This window comes from Zobellia roscoffensis (genome assembly GCF_015330165.1).
Classification (GTDB): domain Bacteria; phylum Bacteroidota; class Bacteroidia; order Flavobacteriales; family Flavobacteriaceae; genus Zobellia; species Zobellia roscoffensis.
In genome coordinates this window covers 2608886-2630572 of record NZ_JADDXT010000002.1, presented here as the reverse complement: position 1 = coordinate 2630572, position 21687 = coordinate 2608886, and the positions used below count along the sequence as shown (strand labels likewise).

General features: G+C 40.3%; 6 protein-coding genes. 4 read left to right on the top strand and 2 right to left on the bottom strand.

Annotated elements, in window-relative coordinates; translation table 11 throughout:
• The first annotated feature begins 31 nt into the window (after window positions 1-31).
• Window positions 32-916, top strand: coding sequence for a hypothetical protein (locus IWC72_RS11000; protein WP_194529798.1), 885 nt, complete (start codon window positions 32-34; stop codon window positions 914-916).
• Complete coding sequence (locus IWC72_RS10995; RefSeq protein ID WP_226979544.1) at window positions 904-2085, top strand: gliding motility-associated C-terminal domain-containing protein; 1182 nt, start codon at window positions 904-906, stop codon at window positions 2083-2085. The genes IWC72_RS11000 and IWC72_RS10995 overlap by 13 nt, the downstream gene beginning before the upstream one ends.
• Before the next feature lie 444 nt (window positions 2086-2529).
• Here the strand turns inward: IWC72_RS10995 and IWC72_RS10990 are convergent, their stop codons facing one another.
• The gene (locus IWC72_RS10990; RefSeq protein WP_194529797.1) at window positions 2530-16719 is read right to left on the bottom strand and encodes an Ig-like domain-containing protein; all 14190 of its coding nucleotides are present in this window, start codon (window positions 16717-16719) and stop codon (window positions 2530-2532) included.
• 46 nt (window positions 16720-16765) lie between these two features.
• Window positions 16766-17488 carry a hypothetical protein gene (locus IWC72_RS10985; RefSeq protein WP_194526246.1) on the bottom strand — a complete coding sequence of 241 codons (723 nt, stop codon included), beginning with the start codon at window positions 17486-17488 and terminating at the stop codon, window positions 16766-16768.
• 456 nt (window positions 17489-17944) lie between these two features.
• Between IWC72_RS10985 and IWC72_RS10980 the strand changes: the two genes are divergently transcribed.
• Both IWC72_RS10980 and IWC72_RS10975 read left to right on the top strand, forming a co-directional pair.
• The gene (locus IWC72_RS10980; RefSeq protein WP_194526245.1) at window positions 17945-18310 is read left to right on the top strand and encodes a hypothetical protein; all 366 of its coding nucleotides are present in this window, start codon (window positions 17945-17947) and stop codon (window positions 18308-18310) included.
• Window positions 18311-18539: 229 nt separating this feature from the next.
• A complete protein-coding gene (locus tag IWC72_RS10975; RefSeq protein ID WP_194529796.1) occupies window positions 18540-21683 on the top strand; it encodes a SusC/RagA family TonB-linked outer membrane protein in 3144 nt (1047 codons plus the stop codon).
• Window positions 21684-21687: the final 4 nt, after the last annotated feature.

The window sequence follows — 21687 nt, the reverse complement described above, 5'->3', positions numbered from 1 at the left end:
AACATTTCCATCACTTAAATACTACCTGCAGATGAAAAAATTAATTTTAACGACACTGGCAATTACTACACTTGCCACTACCAGTACCATAGCACAAGTAGATGGGAATTATTTAATGGGCCTTACAAATGCAACAACACTAGAAATGAATGCAGGTATAAACCCAGTTGTTGGCTCACTTCTATATAATACAGATGAAGAGAAAATGTACCTGAACACAGCTTCAGGATTTAAGAAAATACCTTCTATAGACACGAATTCAATAGATTTTTGGGGCGCTACCGGAAATACCGGGTCAAATGCTACTACGCACTTTCTTGGCACAACGGACCTTCAAGATTTTATAATTAAAACTGATAATAGCGAAAGGGTAAGGATATCGTCTACAGGAAATATTGGTATAAACAACACTACTCCCAGTGCTCAATTAGATATTGAAAGTACAAGTGTTCCCTTACGAATACAGCCTAGCACCTCTACTCCAACGGGAACTGAAAATGGGCAAATTTTTATGGGAGACGACGGCATACTCTATGCATATGATGCTACTAGAGTTAAATGGTTGAGCGTTGACCGTACCATGATCGGGTGGGGTATGAATAGTGCAACCACCACAAATGTATACTTAAGGCAGTTTAATGGTGCCGACTCAGAAAATACCGGCTGGCGCATGCTTAGAAACGGTACAATAACCGGGATTTCCGCACAAACCAATGTGGCCGGTACCTGGACTTTGGAAATTAGGAAAAATGATGGAGTTGTTCCGATTACGGCGCTGGTTATTACCGCTGCCGATGGTAACCAAGATGCAACCATAAATGTTGACTTTAATGAAGGTGAATTTTTACAGGCCTATTGCAATGGAATTGCCGTAGAGTACCCAGAAACACTAATTGAAATAGCTTGGAGAAAGTAAGTCCTAAAATTATGAATAAATACGGTATTATTCTTGGTAGCTTGATTGCAAGCATGTCCAGTCCTCAAATGATGGCTCAAGACTCATTTCATAATTATGGGAACATAAAAATGCATGAAAGTGCACAAATAGGTTTCTACCAAGATTTAATTAATGACGGTTCTTTTGACGACAACAAAGGGCTTGCCGGATTTTATAACGAAGACGTCGCTTTTATTAGCGGTGCCTTTAGACCTGTCTTTGAAGATTTAGAAATTGTAGTAGACAATGACCTTGTTCTAGAAGTTGGTATTGGCATTACCAATAATAGTAATTTTATTTCGGGAGATTTAGTTACTCCTAGGTATTTAGTAGATACGAATATTGAATATATTACAAATTCCTTTTACAATGGCGATACCGATTTTACCAAAGTAGATGGATATTCAGCCATAAAAAACAAAAAAGAGTTTCTTTTTCCTATTGGTCATTTTGATAAATTAAGACCTTTAAAATTAGCTTCAGAGCAAATTAATGAAAATGCGAAGTCAGCTTACTTCTATGAAGACCCCAATAGTCCGTCTACCTTTGGCACCTCATTTTATACCGAAGACAGAACAGATATATTGATTGCCATCAGTAATCATGAGTTTTGGGACCTAGACACAAAAACACCATCCAAAGTTACACTAGGATGGGATACCGAAAGTAACTTACCTAGTTTCTTAGACGCCATAGAAAACTTACGAGTAGTAGGTTGGCATTCGGAAAGAAATATCTGGGAAGATTTAGGCAATACTGGTTTGGACGGAGACTTTGATCAAGGAGAAATAACTTCGGACGTATTTACACCGGACGATTATACCGTAATTTCTTTTGGCGGAAGCCTTAGTATGCAAAGCGTAGACCTAGGAAATTATCTATTGACTCCAAATGGTGACGGAAATGCCGATTTTTTTGTTTTAAAAGCGGTTTCTATTTCACCTAACAACAAACTTACCATTTTCAACAGATGGGGTAGAGCCGTCTATGAAGCCACTAACTACAACAACACTTTTGAAGGTACTGCCAACGTAAACGGTGTTTATAATACAGCAAAAAAACTACCTGCAGGTGTATATTTTTATATTATCGATTTGAAGGATATTGGTCTTAAGCATCAAGGTTTTTTGTATATCAATCAAAAATAATCAATTAAATTCAGGACTAAGTTCTGAAGCATTCATATCACTTTAAAAAGTAAACTACTTCCTGACAAGCGTCGGAGCCTATAATCTCAATTATTGAGGCAAACCAAACTCCAATGGAAATCCTTCCGTTGATTTCAATTGGAGTTCTCTTTTTTCCCTCCCTTCCACTACACTATTAGTGAACCTATTCTATTTCGCGCTATACCTAAAGCCTTCATGAACCCACTCTGGCACGGTATTGTATCTATACATTGAGCTCCCCCTAATCACCCATTCTTATACTATACGCAACAGAGACAATTCTTTCTTATTGGTATATGGCAGTATATGACTAAGGTTGTTATTCTATGTATTCTACCCACAATTAATTAACACTACCTAATCTAAATAGAAAGGAGCTCCCAAGATAAACTTGAGAGCCTCTTTATAAAATAACTATACCCTTTATCTGTTAATATACAGGTACCCGGATAAGGTTTGATTGTTATCACCTGCTACGTAATCAATAATATAGAAATACACGCCTACTGGCAGCTCATCGTTAGCTCTAATAGTTATCCTACCTATAGACATCCCTGTAAATACGTTAGTCTCATTATCATAACCATCTACCTCATAAACTTTTATGCCCCATCGGTTAAATATCTTAACCTTATTTTGCGGGTAACTCTCTATATTTTCAATAAGGAACCTACCATCATTAAGCTCTGGCGTTACCAAGTCATTCTCAACCGAAATGCCACATACCACAGTTGCTGGTGGAGTACCACCCTTAGAGCTACATGCATTTAACGGATCCGTACCATCTGCAACTTCCTGACCATCTAAAATTGTATCTTCATCGGTATCAGCAACATTTGGATCAGTACCTCTTATTCCTTCTTCTTCGTTCGTTAGTCCATCTTCATCACAATCTGAACTGTCCAAAGGCGTACCATCAATTGAGTCACAATCATCCAACGGATCAGTAGCATCCAATACTTCTTGACCATCATTAATGCCGTCACCATCAGAATCAGGATTATTAGGATCCGTCCCTAAGCCATCCTCTTCGTCATTGGTAAGTCCATCATTATCAAGGTCATTGTCTACATTATCAATAGCATATGATTTATTTTCATTTACCGTAGTGCTGTTTCCTGCGCTATCAGAAGTTGTAAGACTCACTTCCATTGAAGTGTCATTATCTGCTACTAAATCACTTCCAGGAACATCAATACTAAAGTTGCCCAAATCATCTACTGTACCTGTGTAAGTATTTCCGTTTACAATTAAAGTTACAGTATCCCCTTCATTGAAATCTCCAATCAATGTTCCCGTTATTGGAATATCAGCACCTGCTTCAATGGTATTTATGCTATTATCATCTGTAACATCATTAATAGTCAACGTTACTATTGGCTCCTCTTCATCTACAACATATACTTTAGTCTCTGTAATAGTAGTACTGTTTCCTGCAGTATCCGTAGTGGTTACACTTCCGTCTACTGTGGTATCTGTATCGGCAGCCAATTTGCTTCCTGGTACATCGATACTGTATGCTCCTAATGCATCAACAGTACCTGTATAATCGGTACCGTCTACGGTTAAAGTAACGGTGTCTCCGTCATTGAAATCTCCACTTACTGTTCCCGTTACGGCAACATCGGCACCAGCTTCTGCTGCGTTTAGGATGTTGTCCGCTGTAATATCATCTATTTCTAAGACAGGAACTGGCAATGTTGTATCTACTGAATATAATTGTGTATCCGTAGCACTTGCTGAATTCCCTGCAGTATCGGTTGTCGTTACACTAGCGTCTACTGTGGTATCCGCATCGGCAGCCAATTTGCTTCCTGGTACATCGATACTGTATGCTCCTAAAGCGTCTACAGTTCCTGTATAATCTGTACCATCAACCGTTAAGGTAACGGTATCTCCGTCATTGAAATCTCCACTTACTGTTCCCGTTACGGCAACATCGGCACCAGCTTCTGCTGCGTTTAGGATATTGTCTGCCGTGATATCGTCGATATCCAAGACTGGAACTGGCAATGTAGGGTCATATTGAATATCACGAGTTGCCTGAGTTGCAGGATTACCTCCAAGGTCGCTTACATCTGCAGTTATAGTTTCCGTAGGGTCTAAGGCTTGTATATCTACTACAGGCACATCTAGCGTCCAAGTATTTCCTGAAACAGTAGCTGTATAGGTTTCTCCATTTAAGGTTACCGTTACTACTTGTCCATCTTCCACATTAGTGGTAGTACCCGAAATAGTCACCGGACTATCGTCTTCTGTTGCGTTGATGATATCATCCACAGCAACTGTATTGATTACGATTGCAGGAGCGGTAGTATTCACAGAGTACACTTGTGTATCCGTTGCTGTTCCTGAATTCCCAGCAGTATCCGTAGTGGTTACACTACCGTCTACTGTGGTATCTACATCGGCAGCTAACTTGCTACCTGGTACATCGATACTATATGCACCCAGTGCATCAACAGTTCCGGTATAATTTGTACCATCTACTGTTAAGGTAACGGTATCTCCGTCATTGAAATCTCCACTTACTGTTCCCGTTACGGCAACATCGGCACCAGCTTCTGCTGCGTTTAATATGTTATCCGCTGTGATGTCATCTATTTCTAGAACTGGTACTGGCAATGTAGCATCATATTGAATATCACGAGTTGCCTGAGTTGCAGGGTTGCCTCCAAGGTCGCTTACATCTGCAGTGATAGTTTCAGTAGGATCCAATGCTTGTATATCTACTACAGGCACATCTAGCGTCCAGGTATTTCCTGAAACAGTAGCTGTATAGGTTTCTCCATTTAAGGTTACCGTTACCACTTGTCCATCTTCAACATTAGTGGTAGTACCCGAAATAGTGACCGGACTATCGTCTTCCGTTGCGTTGATGATATCATCCACAGCAACTGTATTGATTACGATTGCAGGAGCGGTAGTATTCACAGAGTACACTTGTGTATCCGTAGCACTTGCTGAGTTACCAGCGGTATCGGTTGTCGATACACTTCCGTCAACTGTGGTATCTGTATCGGCAGCCAACTTGCTTCCTGGTACATCGATACTATAATCTCCAGCTGCATCAACAGTACCTGTATAATCGGTACCGTCTACGGTTAAAGTAACGGTGTCTCCGTCATTGAAGTCACCCGAAACAGTTCCCGTTACGGCAACATCGGCACCAGCTTCTGCTGCGTTTAATATGTTATCCGCTGTGATGTCATCTATCTCTAGAACTGGTACTGGCAATGTGGTATCTACTGAATACACTTGTGTATCCGTAGCACTTGCTGAGTTACCAGCGGTATCGGTTGTCGATACACTTCCGTCAACTGTAGTATCTGCATCGGCAGCTAACTTGCTTCCTGGTACATCGATACTGTATGCTCCTAAAGCATCTACAGTTCCTGTATAATCTGTACCATCTACTGTTAAAGTAACGGTGTCACCAGTATTGAAATCACCCGAAACAGTACCCGTTAAGGCAACATCGGCACCAGCTTCTGTTGCGTTTAGGATATTATCTGCTGTGATATCGTCTATCTCTAGAACTGGTACTGGTAATGTTGTATCTACTGAATACAGTTGTGTATCCGTTGCTGTTCCTGTATTACCTGCAGTATCCGTAGTGGTTACACTACCATCTACAGTGGTATCCGCATCGGCAGCCAATTTGCTTCCTGGCACATCAATACTATATGCTCCTAAAGCATCAACAGTTCCTGTATAATCGGTACCGTCTACTGTTAAGGTAACGGTATCTCCGTCATTGAAGTCACCCGAAACAGTTCCCGTTACGGCAACATCGGCACCAGCTTCTGCTGCGTTCAGGATGTTGTCTGCTGTGATGTCATCTATTTCTAGAACTGGCACTGGCAATGTAGCATCGTATTGAATATCACGAGTTGCCTGAGTTGCAGGATTACCTCCAAGGTCGCTTACATCTGCAGTGATAGTTTCCGTAGGGTCTAAAGCTTGTATATCTACTACAGGCACATCTAGCGTCCAGGTATTTCCTGTAACAGTAGCTGTATAGGTTTCTCCATTTAAGGTTACCGTTACCGTCTGTCCATCTTCTACATTGGTTGTTGTACCGGAAATAGTTACCGGACTATCGTCTTCCGTTGCATTGACAATATCATCCACAGCTACTACATTAATTGCAATAGTCGGAGCAGCAGTATCTACTGAATACAGTTGTGTATCCGTTGCTGTTCCTGTATTACCTGCAGTATCCGTAGTGGTTACACTACCATCAACAGTAGTATCTGCATCGGCAGCCAGTTTGCTTCCTGGTACATCGATACTGTATGCACCCAGTGCATCAACAGTTCCTGTATAATTTGTACCATCTACTATTAAGGTCACCGTATCGCCGTCATTGAAATCTCCACTTACTGTTCCCGTTACGGCAACATCGGCACCAGCTTCTGCTGCGTTTAGGATATTGTCTGCTGTGATATCATCTATTTCTAGAACTGGTACTGGCAATGTCGTATCTACTGAATACAGTTGTGTATCCGTAGCACTTGCTGAGTTACCAGCGGTATCGGTTGTGGTTACACTACCATCTACCGTAGTATCTGCATCGGCAGCTAACTTGCTTCCTGGTACATCAATACTGTATGCTCCTAAAGCGTCTACAGTTCCGGTATAATCTGTACCATCAACCGTTAAGGTCACCGTATCGCCATCATTGAAATCTCCACTTACTGTTCCCGTTACGGCAACATCGGCACCAGCTTCTGCTGCGTTAAGAATGTTATCTACTGTGATATCGTCTATTTCTAAGACTGGAATAGGAGCAGTGGTGTCTACTGAATATAATTGTGTATCCGTAGCACTTGCTGAGTTACCAGCGGTATCGGTTGTCGTTACACTACCATCTACCGTAGTATCCGTATCGGCAGCCAATTTGCTTCCCGGTACATCGATACTATAATCTCCAGCTGCATCGATAGTACCTGTATAATCGGTACCGTCTACTGTTAAGGTAACGGTATCTCCGTCATTGAAATCTCCACTTACTGTTCCCGTTACGGCAACATCAGCACCAGCTTCTGCTGCGTTTAATATGTTATCCGCTGTGATGTCATCTATTTCTAGAACTGGTACTGGCAATGTTGTATCTACTGAATACAGTTGTGTATCCGTTGCTGTTCCTGTATTACCTGCAGTATCCGTAGTGGTTACACTACCATCTACAGTGGTATCTGCATCGGCAGCTAACTTGCTACCCGGTACATCGATACTGTATGCACCCAGTGCATCAACAGTTCCTGTATAATTTGTGCCATCTACTATTAAGGTCACCGTATCGCCATCATTGAAATCTCCACTTACTGTTCCCGTTACGGCAACATCGGCACCAGCTTCTGCTGCGTTAAGAATGTTATCTGCTGTGATATCGTCTATTTCTAGAACTGGAACTGGCAATGTAGCATCGTATTGAATATCACGAGTTGCCTGAGTTGCAGGATTACCTCCAAGGTCACTTACATCCGCAGTGATAGTTTCCGTAGGGTCTAAAGCTTGCGCTTCCAACGCTGTTATATCGAAAGTCCAAACACCAGCAGTTACTACAGGAGAATAGGTAGTTCCGTTTATGACTACGGTTGCAATTTGTCCATCTTCTACATTGGTAGTAGTACCAGAAATAGTCACTGGACTATCATCTTCTGTGGCGTTGATAATATCATCACCAGCAACTACATTTACTGCAATAGTTGGAGCAGCAGTATCTACTGAATACAGTTGTGTATCCGTTGCACTTGCAGAGTTACCAGCGGTATCGGTTGTCGATACACTTCCGTCAACTGTGGTATCTGTATCGGCAGCCAGTTTGCTTCCTGGTACATCAATACTGTATGCTCCCAATGCATCAACAGTTCCTGTATAATCTGTACCGTCTACTATTAAAGTAACGGTATCTCCGTCATTGAAGTTACCAGAAACAGTTCCTGTCACGGCAACATCGGCACCAGCTTCTGCCGCATTTAGGATATTGTCTACTGTGATATCATCAATTTCTAAAACTGGTACTGGCAATGTAGTATCTACTGAATATAATTGTGTATCCGTAGCACTTGCTGAATTTCCAGCGGTATCCGTAGTGGTTACACTTCCGTCAACTGTGGTATCTGTATCGGCAGCTAACTTGCTTCCTGGTACATCGATACTGTATGCTCCTAAAGCATCAACAGTTCCCGTATAATCAGTACCATCTACCGTTAAAGTAACGGTATCTCCGTCATTGAAATCTCCACTTACCGTTCCCATTACGGCAACATCGGCACCAGCTTCCGCTGCATTTAGGATGTTGTCTGCTGTGATATCGTCTATTTCCAAGACTGGTACTGGCAATGTAGTATCTACTGAATATAATTGTGTATCCGTAGCACTTGCTGAATTCCCTGCGGTATCGGTTGTCGTAACACTACCATCTACCGTAGTATCTGCATCGGCAGCCAGTTTGCTTCCTGGGACATCGATACTGTATGCACCCAGTGCATCAACAGTTCCTGTATAATTTGTGCCATCTACTATTAAGGTCACCGTATCGACGTCATTGAAATCTCCACTTACTGTTCCCGTTACGGCAACATCGGCACCAGCTTCTGCTGCGTTAAGGATATTGTCCGCTGTGATATCGTCTATTTCCAAGACTGGTACTGGCAATGTCGTATCTACTGAATACAATTGCGTATCCGTAGCACTTGCAGAATTCCCTGCTGCATCCGTAGTGGTTACACTACCATCAACAGTTGTATCTGCATCGGCAGCCAGTTTGCTTCCTGGTACATCGATACTGTATGCTCCTAATGCATCAACAGTACCTGTATAATCGGTACTACCGTCTACGGTTAAAGTAACGGTGTCTCCGTCATCGAAATCTCCACTTACTGTTCCCGTTACGGCAACATCGGCACCAGCTTCTGCTGCGTTAAGGATATTGTCCGCTGTGATATCGTCTATTTCCAAGACTGGTACTGGCAATGTAGCATCGTATTGAATATCACGAGTTGCCTGAGTTGCTGGATTACCTCCAAGGTCGCTTACATCTGCAGTGATAGTTTCCGTAGGATCCAATGCTTGTATATCTACTACAGGCACATCTAGCGTCCAGGTATTTCCAGAAACAGTAGCTGTATAGGTTTCTCCATTTAAGGTTACCGTTACTACTTGTCCATCTTCTACATTAGTTGTTGTACCACTTATTGTCACCGGACTATCGTCTTCTGTTGCGTTGATAATATCATCCACAGCAACTGTATTGATTACGATTGCAGGAGCGGTAGTATTAACAGAGTACACTTGTGTATCCGTTGCTGTTCCTGAATTCCCAGCAGTATCCGTAGTGGTTACACTACCATCAACAGTTGTATCTGTATCGGCAGCTAACTTGCTTCCTGGTACATCGATACTGTATGCTCCTAAAGCATCAACAGTTCCTGTATAATCAGTACCATCTACTGTTAAAGTAACGGTGTCTCCGTCATTGAAGTCACCAGAAACAGTTCCCGTTACGGCAACATCGGCACCGGCTTCCGTTGTGTTTAGGATATTGTCCGCTGTGATGTCATCTATCTCTAGAACAGGTACTGGCAATGTCGTATCTACCGAATACAGTTGTGTATCCGTAGCACTTGCAGAATTCCCTGCTGCATCCGTAGTGGTTACACTACCATCTACCGTAGTATCTGCATCGGCAGCCAGTTTGCTTCCCGGCACATCGATACTGTATGCTCCCAGTGCATCAACAGTACCTGTATAATCGGTACCGTCTACGGTTAAAGTAACGGTGTCTCCGTCATTGAAGTCACCAGATACGGTTCCCGTTACGGCAACATCGGCACTAGCTTCCGCTGCATTTAGGATGTTGTCTGCTGTGATATCGTCTATTTCCAAGACTGGTACTGGCAATGTAGTATCTACTGAATATAATTGTGTATCCGTAGCACTTGCTGAATTCCCTGCGGTATCGGTTGTAGTTACACTACCATCTACCGTAGTATCTGCATCGGCAGCCAGTTTGCTTCCTGGGACATCGATACTGTATGCACCCAGTGCATCAACAGTACCTGTGTAATTTGTGCCATCTACTGTTAAAGTAACGGTGTCTCCGTCATTGAAATCTCCACTTACTGTTCCCGTTACGGCAACATCTGCACCAGCTTCTGCTGCGTTTAATATGTTATCTGCTGTGATGTCATCTATCTCTAGAACTGGTACTGGCAATGTCGTATCTACTGAATACAATTGCGTATCTATTGCACTTACTGAGTTACCAGCGGTATCGGTTGTGGTTACACTTCCGTCAACTGTGGTATCTGCATCGGCAGCTAACTTGCTTCCAGGTACATCGATACTGTATGCTCCTAAAGCATCTACAGTTCCTGTATAATCTGTACCGTCTACCGTTAAAGTAACGGTGTCTCCGTCATTGAAGTCACCCGAAACAGTTCCCGTTACGGCAACATCGGCACCTGCTTCTGCTGCGTTAAGAATGTTATCTGCTGTGATATCGTCTATTGCTAGAACTGGTACAGGTACTGTCGTATCTACTGAATACAGTTGTGTATCCGTTGCTGTTCCTGTATTACCTGCAGTATCCGTAGTGGTTACACTACCATCTACAGTGGTATCTGCATCGGCAGCCAGTTTGCTTCCTGGTACATCGATACTATAATCTCCAGCTGCATCTACAGTTCCTGTATAATCTGTACCATCTACTGTTAAGGTCACCGTATCGCCGTCATTGAAATCTCCACTTACTGTTCCCGTTACGGCAACATCGGCACCAGCTTCTGCTGCGTTTAATATGTTATCTGCTGTGATGTCATCTATCTCTAAGACTGGTACTGGTAGCGTAGTGATATGTTGAATATCTCTAGTGGCTTGCACAGCATCTGTTCCAAAATCACTCGCTACATCTGCAGTAATGGTTTCCGTAGGGTCCAATGCTTGTATATCTACTACAGGCACATCTAGTGTCCATGTATTTCCTGTAACAGTAGCTGTATAGGTTTCTCCATTTAAGGTTACGGTTACTACTTGTCCATCTTCTACATTAGTTGTTGTACCAGAAATGGTCACTGGACTATCATCTTCAGTTGCATTGATAATATCATCCACAGCCACTACATTGATTGCAATAGTTGGAGTTGCAACTACGGTAACATTTACAGTAGCGGTATCCGAATCATTATTTGCATCCGTAATCGTATAGGTAAAAGAATCTGCTCCGCTATAAACAGCAGCAGGTGTATATAAGACTGTATCATCTGTTGGATTTAATGGCGTACCATTATTATCTATTGAGACCGTACCTCCATTAGTAGTTGTAGTACTTGGAAGTATAATTGCTCCGGAATTAGGACCATCACCACCAAAAGTATCAGGACCATTACCATTATTAGCCAATACGTCAATACTATTATTACTTGTATCCTGAGCGATTGAAACCTCATCATCTTGTGCAGTTGGCAGACTATTCACTCCAACATTTACCGTTACCGTGGCTATATCACAATTTGTAGGGTTTGTCGCATCACATATTTGATAGTCTACAGTATAAGAACCTGGATCAGTGTTATTTGCAACATCTACAGAACCATCTCCATTAACTGTTAAAGGTCCATTGGTTACTGGAGTAATAGTTACACTTGCAGGGTTAAGTACTGCGCCATTTAATTCATCATTGTCAAATACATTCACTACATCAGTAGCTCCAAAAAACCCTTCTACAGCTGTTATACCCGCAGAATCATCTATTGCATCAACGTTATTTATTACCGTTAAAGTAGCTTGTGCTTCTTCTGGACAGGTATTGTTAGCACTACTAACTAAAACCTTATAGATATTCCCATCCATAATAAGGGTAACATCCGAAATAATTAAACTGAAATTAGTTGCCCCCGATATGTTCGAAAAAGTAGATCCAGAATTTGTACTTACCTGCCATTGGTAGGTTGGACTAGCATTCACATCATACGTTGGTGTTCCCGAATTATACGCTGAGGCATCTAAAGCAGAAGCTGTTACAGTAAATGTAGCATCGTCACCAACTCGTTCTTCTTGATCTGTTGGCGCCGTATCAATACTGCTTTCCGATGCCGTTGTTACTCCGTTCGTAGTACCCGTATATGCTGTTGCTGCACCTGATACTTGTCCGTTTGCATCGTATCCCGAACCATCTACTTCTCCATCATTATCATCATCTAAATGCCCTGCTTCGACAGCATCATTACAACCGTCGTTATCGCTATCCGTATCTAACGAATTAGGAATCCCATCCCCATCTGTATCTGGACAATTAATAACAGGTGTAAAGGCAAAACCTTCTCTATTATAATTTGTACCACCATTTATACTTGAATCTGCATAAAACGAAACTGTTGTTGGAAAAGTTATTACACTGGACATATCAACCTCAACACTCCACTCTGTATCTCTCAGAGAATAAGAAGTACCATTATTAATTTCAATAATATCACCTGAAAATAAAACATCTCCAGTAACTCGACCTGTAACTTCATCTAAAGGATCATTTAAGATAGCTGAACCACCTCCACTCCAAGTAAGAGTAATTTCTTTTTTAGCATTTTGAGTTCCTGCCGTTACACCTTCTGCTCCATTGCCTAAAATAACAGATTCTAATGCTCCCGAAGTTGGTGCATCTAAAATAAGATCTACTGTTGTAATGGCATCAGTTGTTCCTTGATCCCATCTTATTTGTATACCTGAAGTTGATGAAAGTACACTTGAGGCATACTCAGGATTTATAGTAAACCCTAATATATTATTACCATTTGCCTCATAAAAACCAGTGATGTGAGTTGAATTATTACCTGAATCTACTGACCCTACAACGGATGGACATTCCTCTGAATCCAAAATACCATCATTGTCATTATCCAGATCACAGAAATCACCAATTGCATCACCATCACTATCTACATATAAAGGGTGAGATGGGCTACACTCACTACACTCACTAGCTTGTTGCGTATTATCTAACGTTGTTCCAATGGTTTGGGGAGCACCTCCAGGAACACCATTGCCATCAACAGCTGCGATTAATCTAAATGCACCATCTACATCTGCATAAGTATAGGTTCCGCCACCTTCCAAGGCATCTGGACAACCATCCTTATCAGAATCTAAATCCCATTGATTTTGAATACCATCGTTATCACAATCGTAATAGGTATACGTAAAAGCAGTTGCGGTATTTCCAGAACCACAAATTTCTTGGTCTACAACATCTGGAATAGACATTAAAGTTCCGTCATTAAGTTCTACTAGAATTTCCGTAAACGAAATATCGTGACCTGTACAGAAATCATAGTTAGCTAAATTATCTCCATCTTTTAAAGTATAGTTTACATCAATATTAACAGGACCTTGGTCATTTACCGATACATACGTTGGAACAATACTAGAAGGTGCAGTTGTAGCATATTTAAAACTGAATTTTGCAATATCCGAAGCATCAAAACCAACTAAATCATCAATTTCAAAACTAACGGTTGCCGTTAATGTTTGCCCAACAGACAATGGCTCAAAAGCACCTATATCAAAATCAGTTCCATTATAATCCGTATTCAATGTTAAGTCCTTGGCACAAGAAAGATCTGTTTGTTCATCTACATCTAAAATACCATCATTATCATCATCGTCATCACAAACATCTGGGTATGCATCACCATCGCTATTGGCATTATCGTTAAATCCGTTACATACATCATTGGTATTATTTACACCATCATTATCATCATCACATTCACCACCTGTAACGCTAGCATTTTTTGAACTTACATCGTTTTGTGAGGTTCCAGCAGGAATTCCGTTTGCATCAACCGCCGCAGTAAGTTTACCGTTTGTATCAACATCAGCTAGCGTATAGCCTCCATCACCTTCAAGAGCATCAAAACAACCATCATTATCACTATCATTATCTAAATGGTCAGGAGTACCGTCATTATCCGTATCAATTAACACACAACCTTCAAAAATAAAATCTATTCCATCTCCTGAAGTAAAATCGACAGCTCCAGAACTATTATATTGAACAACATTAAACGTATATGTACTTAGAACACCATTCACTCTAATAGTACCCGAAGCCTCTCCATCTGCACAATCAGCCGCGCCTTGTCCATTATCGCTACCTAAACCGGCTTTTCTTATAGTTGTTCCATTATTAACAATTTCAAATCCTTGGAATGAACTTAATACATTTGCAGTATTACCCCCTTGAAGCGTCCATTCTGAAGTATTAATATCGTTTCCATTAGTACCCCCTACACCTGCCCAATGCATTTTAGGATTATCCACATTTACTGGATTATCAGCGGCATCTAAATATTCTACAATAAAATTAGTATTTAAAACTGCCGGTTGTGAAGGTTGAAAACCTACTAATATTTGAAGTCCATCATCACCTGGTAATGGTCCATAATCTGAAGTAAAATTAGCACACGTATTATCAAATGCGCCGTTTTGTGGAAAACCTGCAGCATTCCAATAAGCACCTAAATTTTCCATGGTTACACGAACCTTCAAATCCGCTGAGACAGAAGATTCCCAGACACCGTTTCCTAAGTCTGTCCACACTCCGGTTTTTCCGCAATCACCAATTTCATCCGTATCCAAAATACCATCATTATCATCATCAACATCACAAAAATCTCCAATAGTATCATTATCACTATCAACATAAGAAGGGTTTGTTGGGTGACATTCACTACATTCTGCAGCTTGCTGTGACTTATCTTGAGAAGTGCCTACTGTCTGGGAACTTCCACCAGGAACTCCTGTTCCGTCTACTGCAGCTGTTAGGGTATAATTTTCATCAATATCGTTGTAATTATAACTTGCACCACCTTCTATTGCATCTGGGCAACCATCATTATCACTATCTAAATCTAAATAGTTAGGTATACCGTCATCATCATCATCAATCTGCTTACATGCAAAAACAATCATCTCAATTCCATCTGCTGTACCTGTTGTAGTTGATGCGGACGGAAAAGTAAGCGTAAAAGTGCTGACCGTTCCCTGAATTTCCATACTACCCGCGGCAGTACCATCTATATCGTTCTGTGTAGATTCCGGGCTATATCCATTTGCATTAATACCCGCTGTTGATCCCGCGCCCCCATCACTGGCTGTTGTAGAAGTTGCTGAAAAATCATCAGTACCTGTCAATTCAATCCATGTTAATCCGTTTTGCAATGTAATTTCAGCGGAATTTTGAACATTATCCGCCGAACCTCCAATTCTATCAAAATGAATAATGGGATTTGTTACTTGAACCGGATTTCCCGAACTATCCTCAAAACTAACAGTTACACTTTCATCAAATAAAAAGTCGCATTGAATGGATGGATCTCCAGCCAAATTTTCTGACCAAAATCCTGCACCTGCTGGGTTAAACCCTCCTAGGGCAAAGCCATTCGATGCTGCGGTTGTCATACGTATAATGACACCATCTCCATAATCATAAGTTACATTGTTACTAAAACCACCCCAAGTACCCGATTGATTTGGCGTACAAACACCTTCATCCGTATCTAAAATACCATCATTATCATTATCCAAATCATCTGCATTGACAATACCATCGCCATCTAAATCTTCTGGTGTTCCCCCTCCAATAGTCCATGGCGAGAACTCATTAATACCGTTAACCATAACTTGGTTATTGGCAAAATCAGATGAACTAGCGCCTTTCGGCTCCCATTTATTTACTGTAGTATCGTACCTGTAGGAAGAAAGGTTGTTCTCTCCACTACTAGGCACTTCGGCATCGGCATATGTAAATGTTAGGTTTGCCGTTCCACTTTCTGTTTTATCTAGCTGCCAAAATCGGTTGACCGCACTGCCTACAAGACTCGTATCTGTCGTATCTAGTATATTTGTTACATTTTCTGGTTGAGAAGGATACGGAGTCATATCCAACCCCGTAGGATATGTAGAAACCGTAATTTCTCCTAAATCACCTGTGGCCCTTTCTACCGTTAACGGAATACGTTCTCCTGCAGCAGTTCCAAAAGGAACTGTGTAAGCTCCACCTGTAGGTGACGTTTGCCATAAAACTTTACTTTGGTTAAGAACGTCTTCACTTATAATATACCCTTCATTAGTAATTAATGCACCTATTAATGAATTTGTTATTTGTAAGGTGTTTGAATTTAAGTCTAGACCTGAATTATTAAGATCTATAACCCCTAAGTTAGTTCCTGAAACCGAACCTCCTACAATGGTATTTACTTCTAGAGTAGCTTCATCAACCTCTAATGTAAGATTATAAAAAAGGGTAGTTGTAGTTCCCCCAATAGTTGTTACATCCGTTGTTTTGGTTAAGATTACCATACCCTCGGAGTCTTGGGTGAAAATTTGACTTGTACTATTATTGTTCAACCAGTTGCCGTCTACACTTATTGCGGATTCATTCTTCACCTCGGCGTCTCCCGAAACTCGAAAATCTCCATTTAGTACACGAACAGTTGCTCCCGGGGTTATTGAAATATTGGCTCCTGAGATATTCAATCCATCTTGAGCGTTAATGCTCATGGAACAGAAAAGAATCAGGAAACCTATTAGGTAGAAATTTTTCATGGGCTTGGTTATTTTGTAGAAGATTGCTGTAAGAGGAAGGGATATTTTATCTCATTTCTGCCATGAGCAGGCCAAAGCCTACCTGAACCCCTATTGCACTGTTGGAAGTACCTACAATCCTAAGTTGAACATCTTGTTTAGCAGCGGCATCAATTTCAACCCACGGGGTGGTAATAAGTCCGTTTGCAGAAATTGAAACACCTGGACCAAATGACGCCCCATTTAAATAGGCCCATGTAGTTCCATTATCTACAGAATATTGAAGGGCAATGTCCAACTGTGCACCCAGGGTTACAGTGAATCCTGTAACGTTCGCCACCACTCGCATTTCCGTTACATCTGACAAATCCAGTTGAAAACGATAAATGTCAACTCCCAATAATTCAACTGGGGATACATTACCTATGTTTAGCCAACCCGTAGGAACTATACCAGATAAAATTGTTACTGCCGATGTAGCCACACGGTTATACAGCTCAAAGGCCGTACCCTGAATGAACATCATACTATTATTCAAATCAGTATTATAGACCATAAGACCGTCTGGTGGGTTAACCAGTGCATTCATTTCTCCCGTGGTCATCCTGGGCATTAAGAGACCACCCGTGGTAGATTGAATATCCAATGCCGCTGCCGGATCGGGGGTTAAGGTGTTTATACCCACAGATTGGGCATTGGAATAATATGCTAGAATTAAAAGAAAAAGGAACGTTACACCATTTTTTTTGGTCAACTTAAATTCAGGTACAAATACGGTTATTGGCTTCATGGCTTTTAATATTTACTAGTTAGGTGCTGTTCTTAATTGTGAAAGGGAAACTTAATATAAGTATAAATCTTACTAAATGTAAGATTAATACTATATAAATAATATTAAAAACAAAAGTATATCTAAATAGTTTTAAAAGAATATATTGTTGTGAAATACAGGAAAAGGTGTTGTGAAACGTTGCTTTATAGGTTTCATAATTAATATTAAAATATTATAAATCAGCAATTTGAAATGAACTCTAAAAAAATAATTGCAATCATTATAGAGGATAAAAATTTATGAAATTAAGCTTTCAAAATAAGTAAGAATTTAAATCTAATATGTAATTTACATTTGTAAGAATATTTTAACCTTCATTCATTCGTATAACTATAAATTACCACTTATTTTTGTGCCATCATTTTTTCAAAATGATGTGAGATTCCCTAAAAAAATTGATCTCAAAGACGCATAATGAAACATTTATTACTTGTTTTAGCTGTTACCATGTTATTAAAGCCCCTGTGGCCTCTAATGAACTATGCAGTAAACTATAGTTATATTGTTACCAACTTATGTGAAAACAGAGACCGCCCCATGCTTCATTGTGATGGTAAATGTTTTTTAGCTAAACAGCTTGCGAAAGAATCTAGCGAGAAACAGAAAAACCCTTTTGAAAGTGAGCTTTTAAAATTAAAATTACCCATTGTTAATTGGTTTGAATCTTACCAACCCTATACGGTTGTTTTTGATTCTATTTCTCCCAATTTTAAAAGGCACATTACCTTAATACCGTATGTACTGGTTTCCGAAACCGGACAACCACCCGAAATCGCTTAACAACACCTTTTTAAGTCACACTATTGATTCCTAAAACCCTTGAAAACATTCGTTACAGTCTGTTATTTTGGTTCTCTTGTGGTTCTGTGACACCTATCTAAATTATTTTAATAAATAGACCGTAAGAAGTGGTAGCATTACCAATCAAGCGCTACAAATGATTCTTAGTAAAAAGAATATTTTCTTTTACTAAAATATCCGCTCTCTTATTCTTTAAACATAAAAACTGATGCTATTTTTCACCATACTAAGGAGGTTACGATCTCCTTTTTCCCTGTCATTTAAAATAACCTTAACCCTGTTTTTCATTTGTTCTTCTTTCCTTGAAGCCTATTCCGCAAATGAAGTTGCAATCTCAACTGTTATTCAACAAAGTGTAATTAACGGTACAATTACGGATGCGAGCGGAACACCGCTACCTGGAGCAAACATTGTAGAAAAAGGAACAAACAATGGAACACTTTCTGACTTTGACGGCAATTTTTCACTTCAAGTTCCTTCAGATGCAGTTTTGGTAGTATCCTATTTGGGTTTTATAACTCAAGAAGTAGCCATTAACAACCATGCTACCCTTACCATTCAAATGAAAGAAGATGCAACCGGACTAGACGAAGTTGTTGTTACGGCCTACGGCACGTCAAACAAAAGAAGTTTTACCGGATCTGCTAAAAAAGTTGCTGCAGAGACTCTTACAAGAAGTTCTACCGCAAGTTTTGAGACGGCATTACAGGGTAATGTTTCTGGAGTAAATATTTATACATCGGGTCAGCCTGGCGGTGCTTCAACAGTACAAATTAGAGGTGTTGGCTCCATAAACGGACTTACAGAACCTTTATACGTTCTAGATGGAGTTGTTATTAATACTGATAAAACCCTTAGGGCCAACGGTTCCGGAGCAACGGCTTACAATCCATTATCTACGATCAACTCACAAGACATTGCCAATATTACAGTTTTAAAAGATGCTGCTGCAGCTTCGCTTTACGGTTCTAGAGCTGCAAACGGAGTAGTTATTATTACCACAAAAAAAGGTAGAAACGGAGATACGGAAATTACTTTTGGCATAGAATTAGGCACAAGCAGCAACCTCACAGAAGAAAAGAATGTCAATAATAATCAGTTCAAAAGTCTTTGGCAAGAAGGGCAGTTGAACCAGTATATTCAGAATAATGAAAATGCTGAATTCACAAGAGTTTATAGTGATGATGCTCTTTACGCTTCCTATAAAAACCAGGCTCAAAGCGACTACGAAAGTATTTACGGTACCACCGATGCAAATTCTGATTGGTTGGATGCCATTTACCAACCAGGCACACTCAAAAAGTATAATCTATCTGCTCGCGGTGGAAGTGAAAAAACCTCGTTCTATATTTCTGGCGACTATTTTGACCAGGATGGAACCATCATTACTACTGGTTTAAAAAGATACTCCGGAAGAGTAAACCTAGAAAACCAAGCAAAAGATTGGTTACGCATAGGCATCAACCTGTCTGTAGCAAAAACAGAAAGAAATGCAGGAAATTATGATTCTGGATATGCTGGAGGATTGAATCCACTTTACATGGCTAGAGTACTTCCTCCGGCTGCAGCTATATACGACCCTAACGGTTACGAAGGTATTGCGGACCTACCCAATGACATTGAAAAAAATGCCAACCCGGTTGGGGTACTTGAAGTAGGTAAATATTTGAATACCGAATTTCGCACGAGAGGTGATATTTTTGCCGCTATTGACCTCACCAAAGATTTTCAATTTAAAACAACCTTTGGTGTAGACCATCAATCTAATGCCGAAACTTTTTATGATAATAAGGAGTTTGGTGCTGGCGGTGGCGTTTGGAACGGTGTTCTTTATGTGGTAAAAAGTGAAATTCTGCAATACACTACTTCAAACTTACTCACCTATAACAAGCAGGCTAACAAACATGGTTTTGGAGCACTTTTAGGTCTAGAATTACAAGAATCGGAAATGAGTTCTATAAATAATTCTGGTTACGACGTTCTAGATAGCGACTTACTTTCATCTAGTTCTATTGGTACGCTTTGGTCATGGAACGGTTACAGTGAAAACTACTCGCTTTTATCTTACTTTTCACAGTTCAACTACAATTTTGACCAGAAATATTACTTAGCTGCCAGCTACAGAAGAGACGGTTCCTCTAGGTTTGGAGAAGATTCTAGATGGGGAGATTTTTGGTCCGTTTCCGGTGGATGGATTGCTACTGAAGAAAAGTTTATAAATCTTGACGGTCTGGATTATTTTAAATTAAGAGGAAGCTACGGAACCAACGGAAACCTTCCTCCTGAATATTATGCTTCATTGGCATTCTTTGATACTAGCGGCAAAGGTTACGCAGGTTCTTCAGGACTGTCATACGGTCAATTAGCAAACCCAGAGCTTTCATGGGAGTTGAGTTATAACTTCAATATTGGTTTTGACGCCGTTCTTTTCAATAAGTTGAATATGACTGTGGAATATTTCTCAAAAAACACCAAAGACTTGTTATTGAACATTCCGGTTTCTGGTACCACTGGCTTTAGTGACCAATTACAGAATTTTGGTGAAATGACCAATAAAGGCTGGGAACTTGAGCTAGGTTACACGCCTATTAAAACCGATGTATTTTCATGGAATTCCCGTGTAAACCTTACGCTTCTGGACAACGAAATCACAAAACTTAAAAGCGATTTGGTACCCAGCTATAGCTCTCAATATGGTCAAGACCCAACCATTATTAAAGTAGGAGAAAGTCTGAATTCTTTTTACTTAAGAGACTATGCGGGTGTTGACAAGACCAATGGTAGCGCTCAATATTATGTTCTTGAGAATGGCATTAGGACTGGTGCAATTACTACCAATGCAGAAGAAGCAGGTTTTGGCATCTTCGGAAAAGCCCTTCAGGATATTCAAGGTGGTTTTCACAACCAGTTTGCCTACAAAGATTTCAGTCTTGATTTTCTGTTCACATTCGGTATTGGAGGTGAAGCGTACGACCGTACTGCATTTAAAAGAGATGACGACGGTTTCGCTCCACAATTCACAAATACTGTGGCTTCATTAAACCCTTGGAATCCTAATAACACAGATTCAAACGTACCTATCAGAATAAATGGAAACTCCAGTTTCTCTAACGATGTTTCTACAAGACATTTGTATAGCGGAGACTATTTAAAATTGAGAAATCTTAAACTGAGTTTTAATCTACCTGAGCTGAAGTTTATTAAAAGTGGAACACTCTACGTTCAGGGCGATAATTTATTTCTTGCCACTGAGCTAGATGATTACGACCCTGAAGCGGTTTCTAATGGTGTTAACTTTTTTCAAGTACCAACAGCCACAAGTATTTTACTAGGGTTACAAATAAAACTATAATCAG

Bases quoted from the DNA above. Each gene is read 5' to 3' on its own strand.
- IWC72_RS11000 (WP_194529798.1), top strand. From the start codon at position 32: ATGAAAAAATTAATTTTAACGACACTGGCAATTACTACACTTGCCACT.
- IWC72_RS10990 (WP_194529797.1), bottom strand. From the start codon at position 16,719: ATGAAAAATTTCTACCTAATAGGTTTCCTGATTCTTTTCTGTTCCATG.
- IWC72_RS10975 (WP_194529796.1), top strand. From the start codon at position 18,540: ATGCTATTTTTCACCATACTAAGGAGGTTACGATCTCCTTTTTCCCTG.
- IWC72_RS10980 (WP_194526245.1), top strand. From the start codon at position 17,945: ATGAAACATTTATTACTTGTTTTAGCTGTTACCATGTTATTAAAGCCC.
- IWC72_RS10985 (WP_194526246.1), bottom strand. From the start codon at position 17,488: ATGAAGCCAATAACCGTATTTGTACCTGAATTTAAGTTGACCAAAAAA.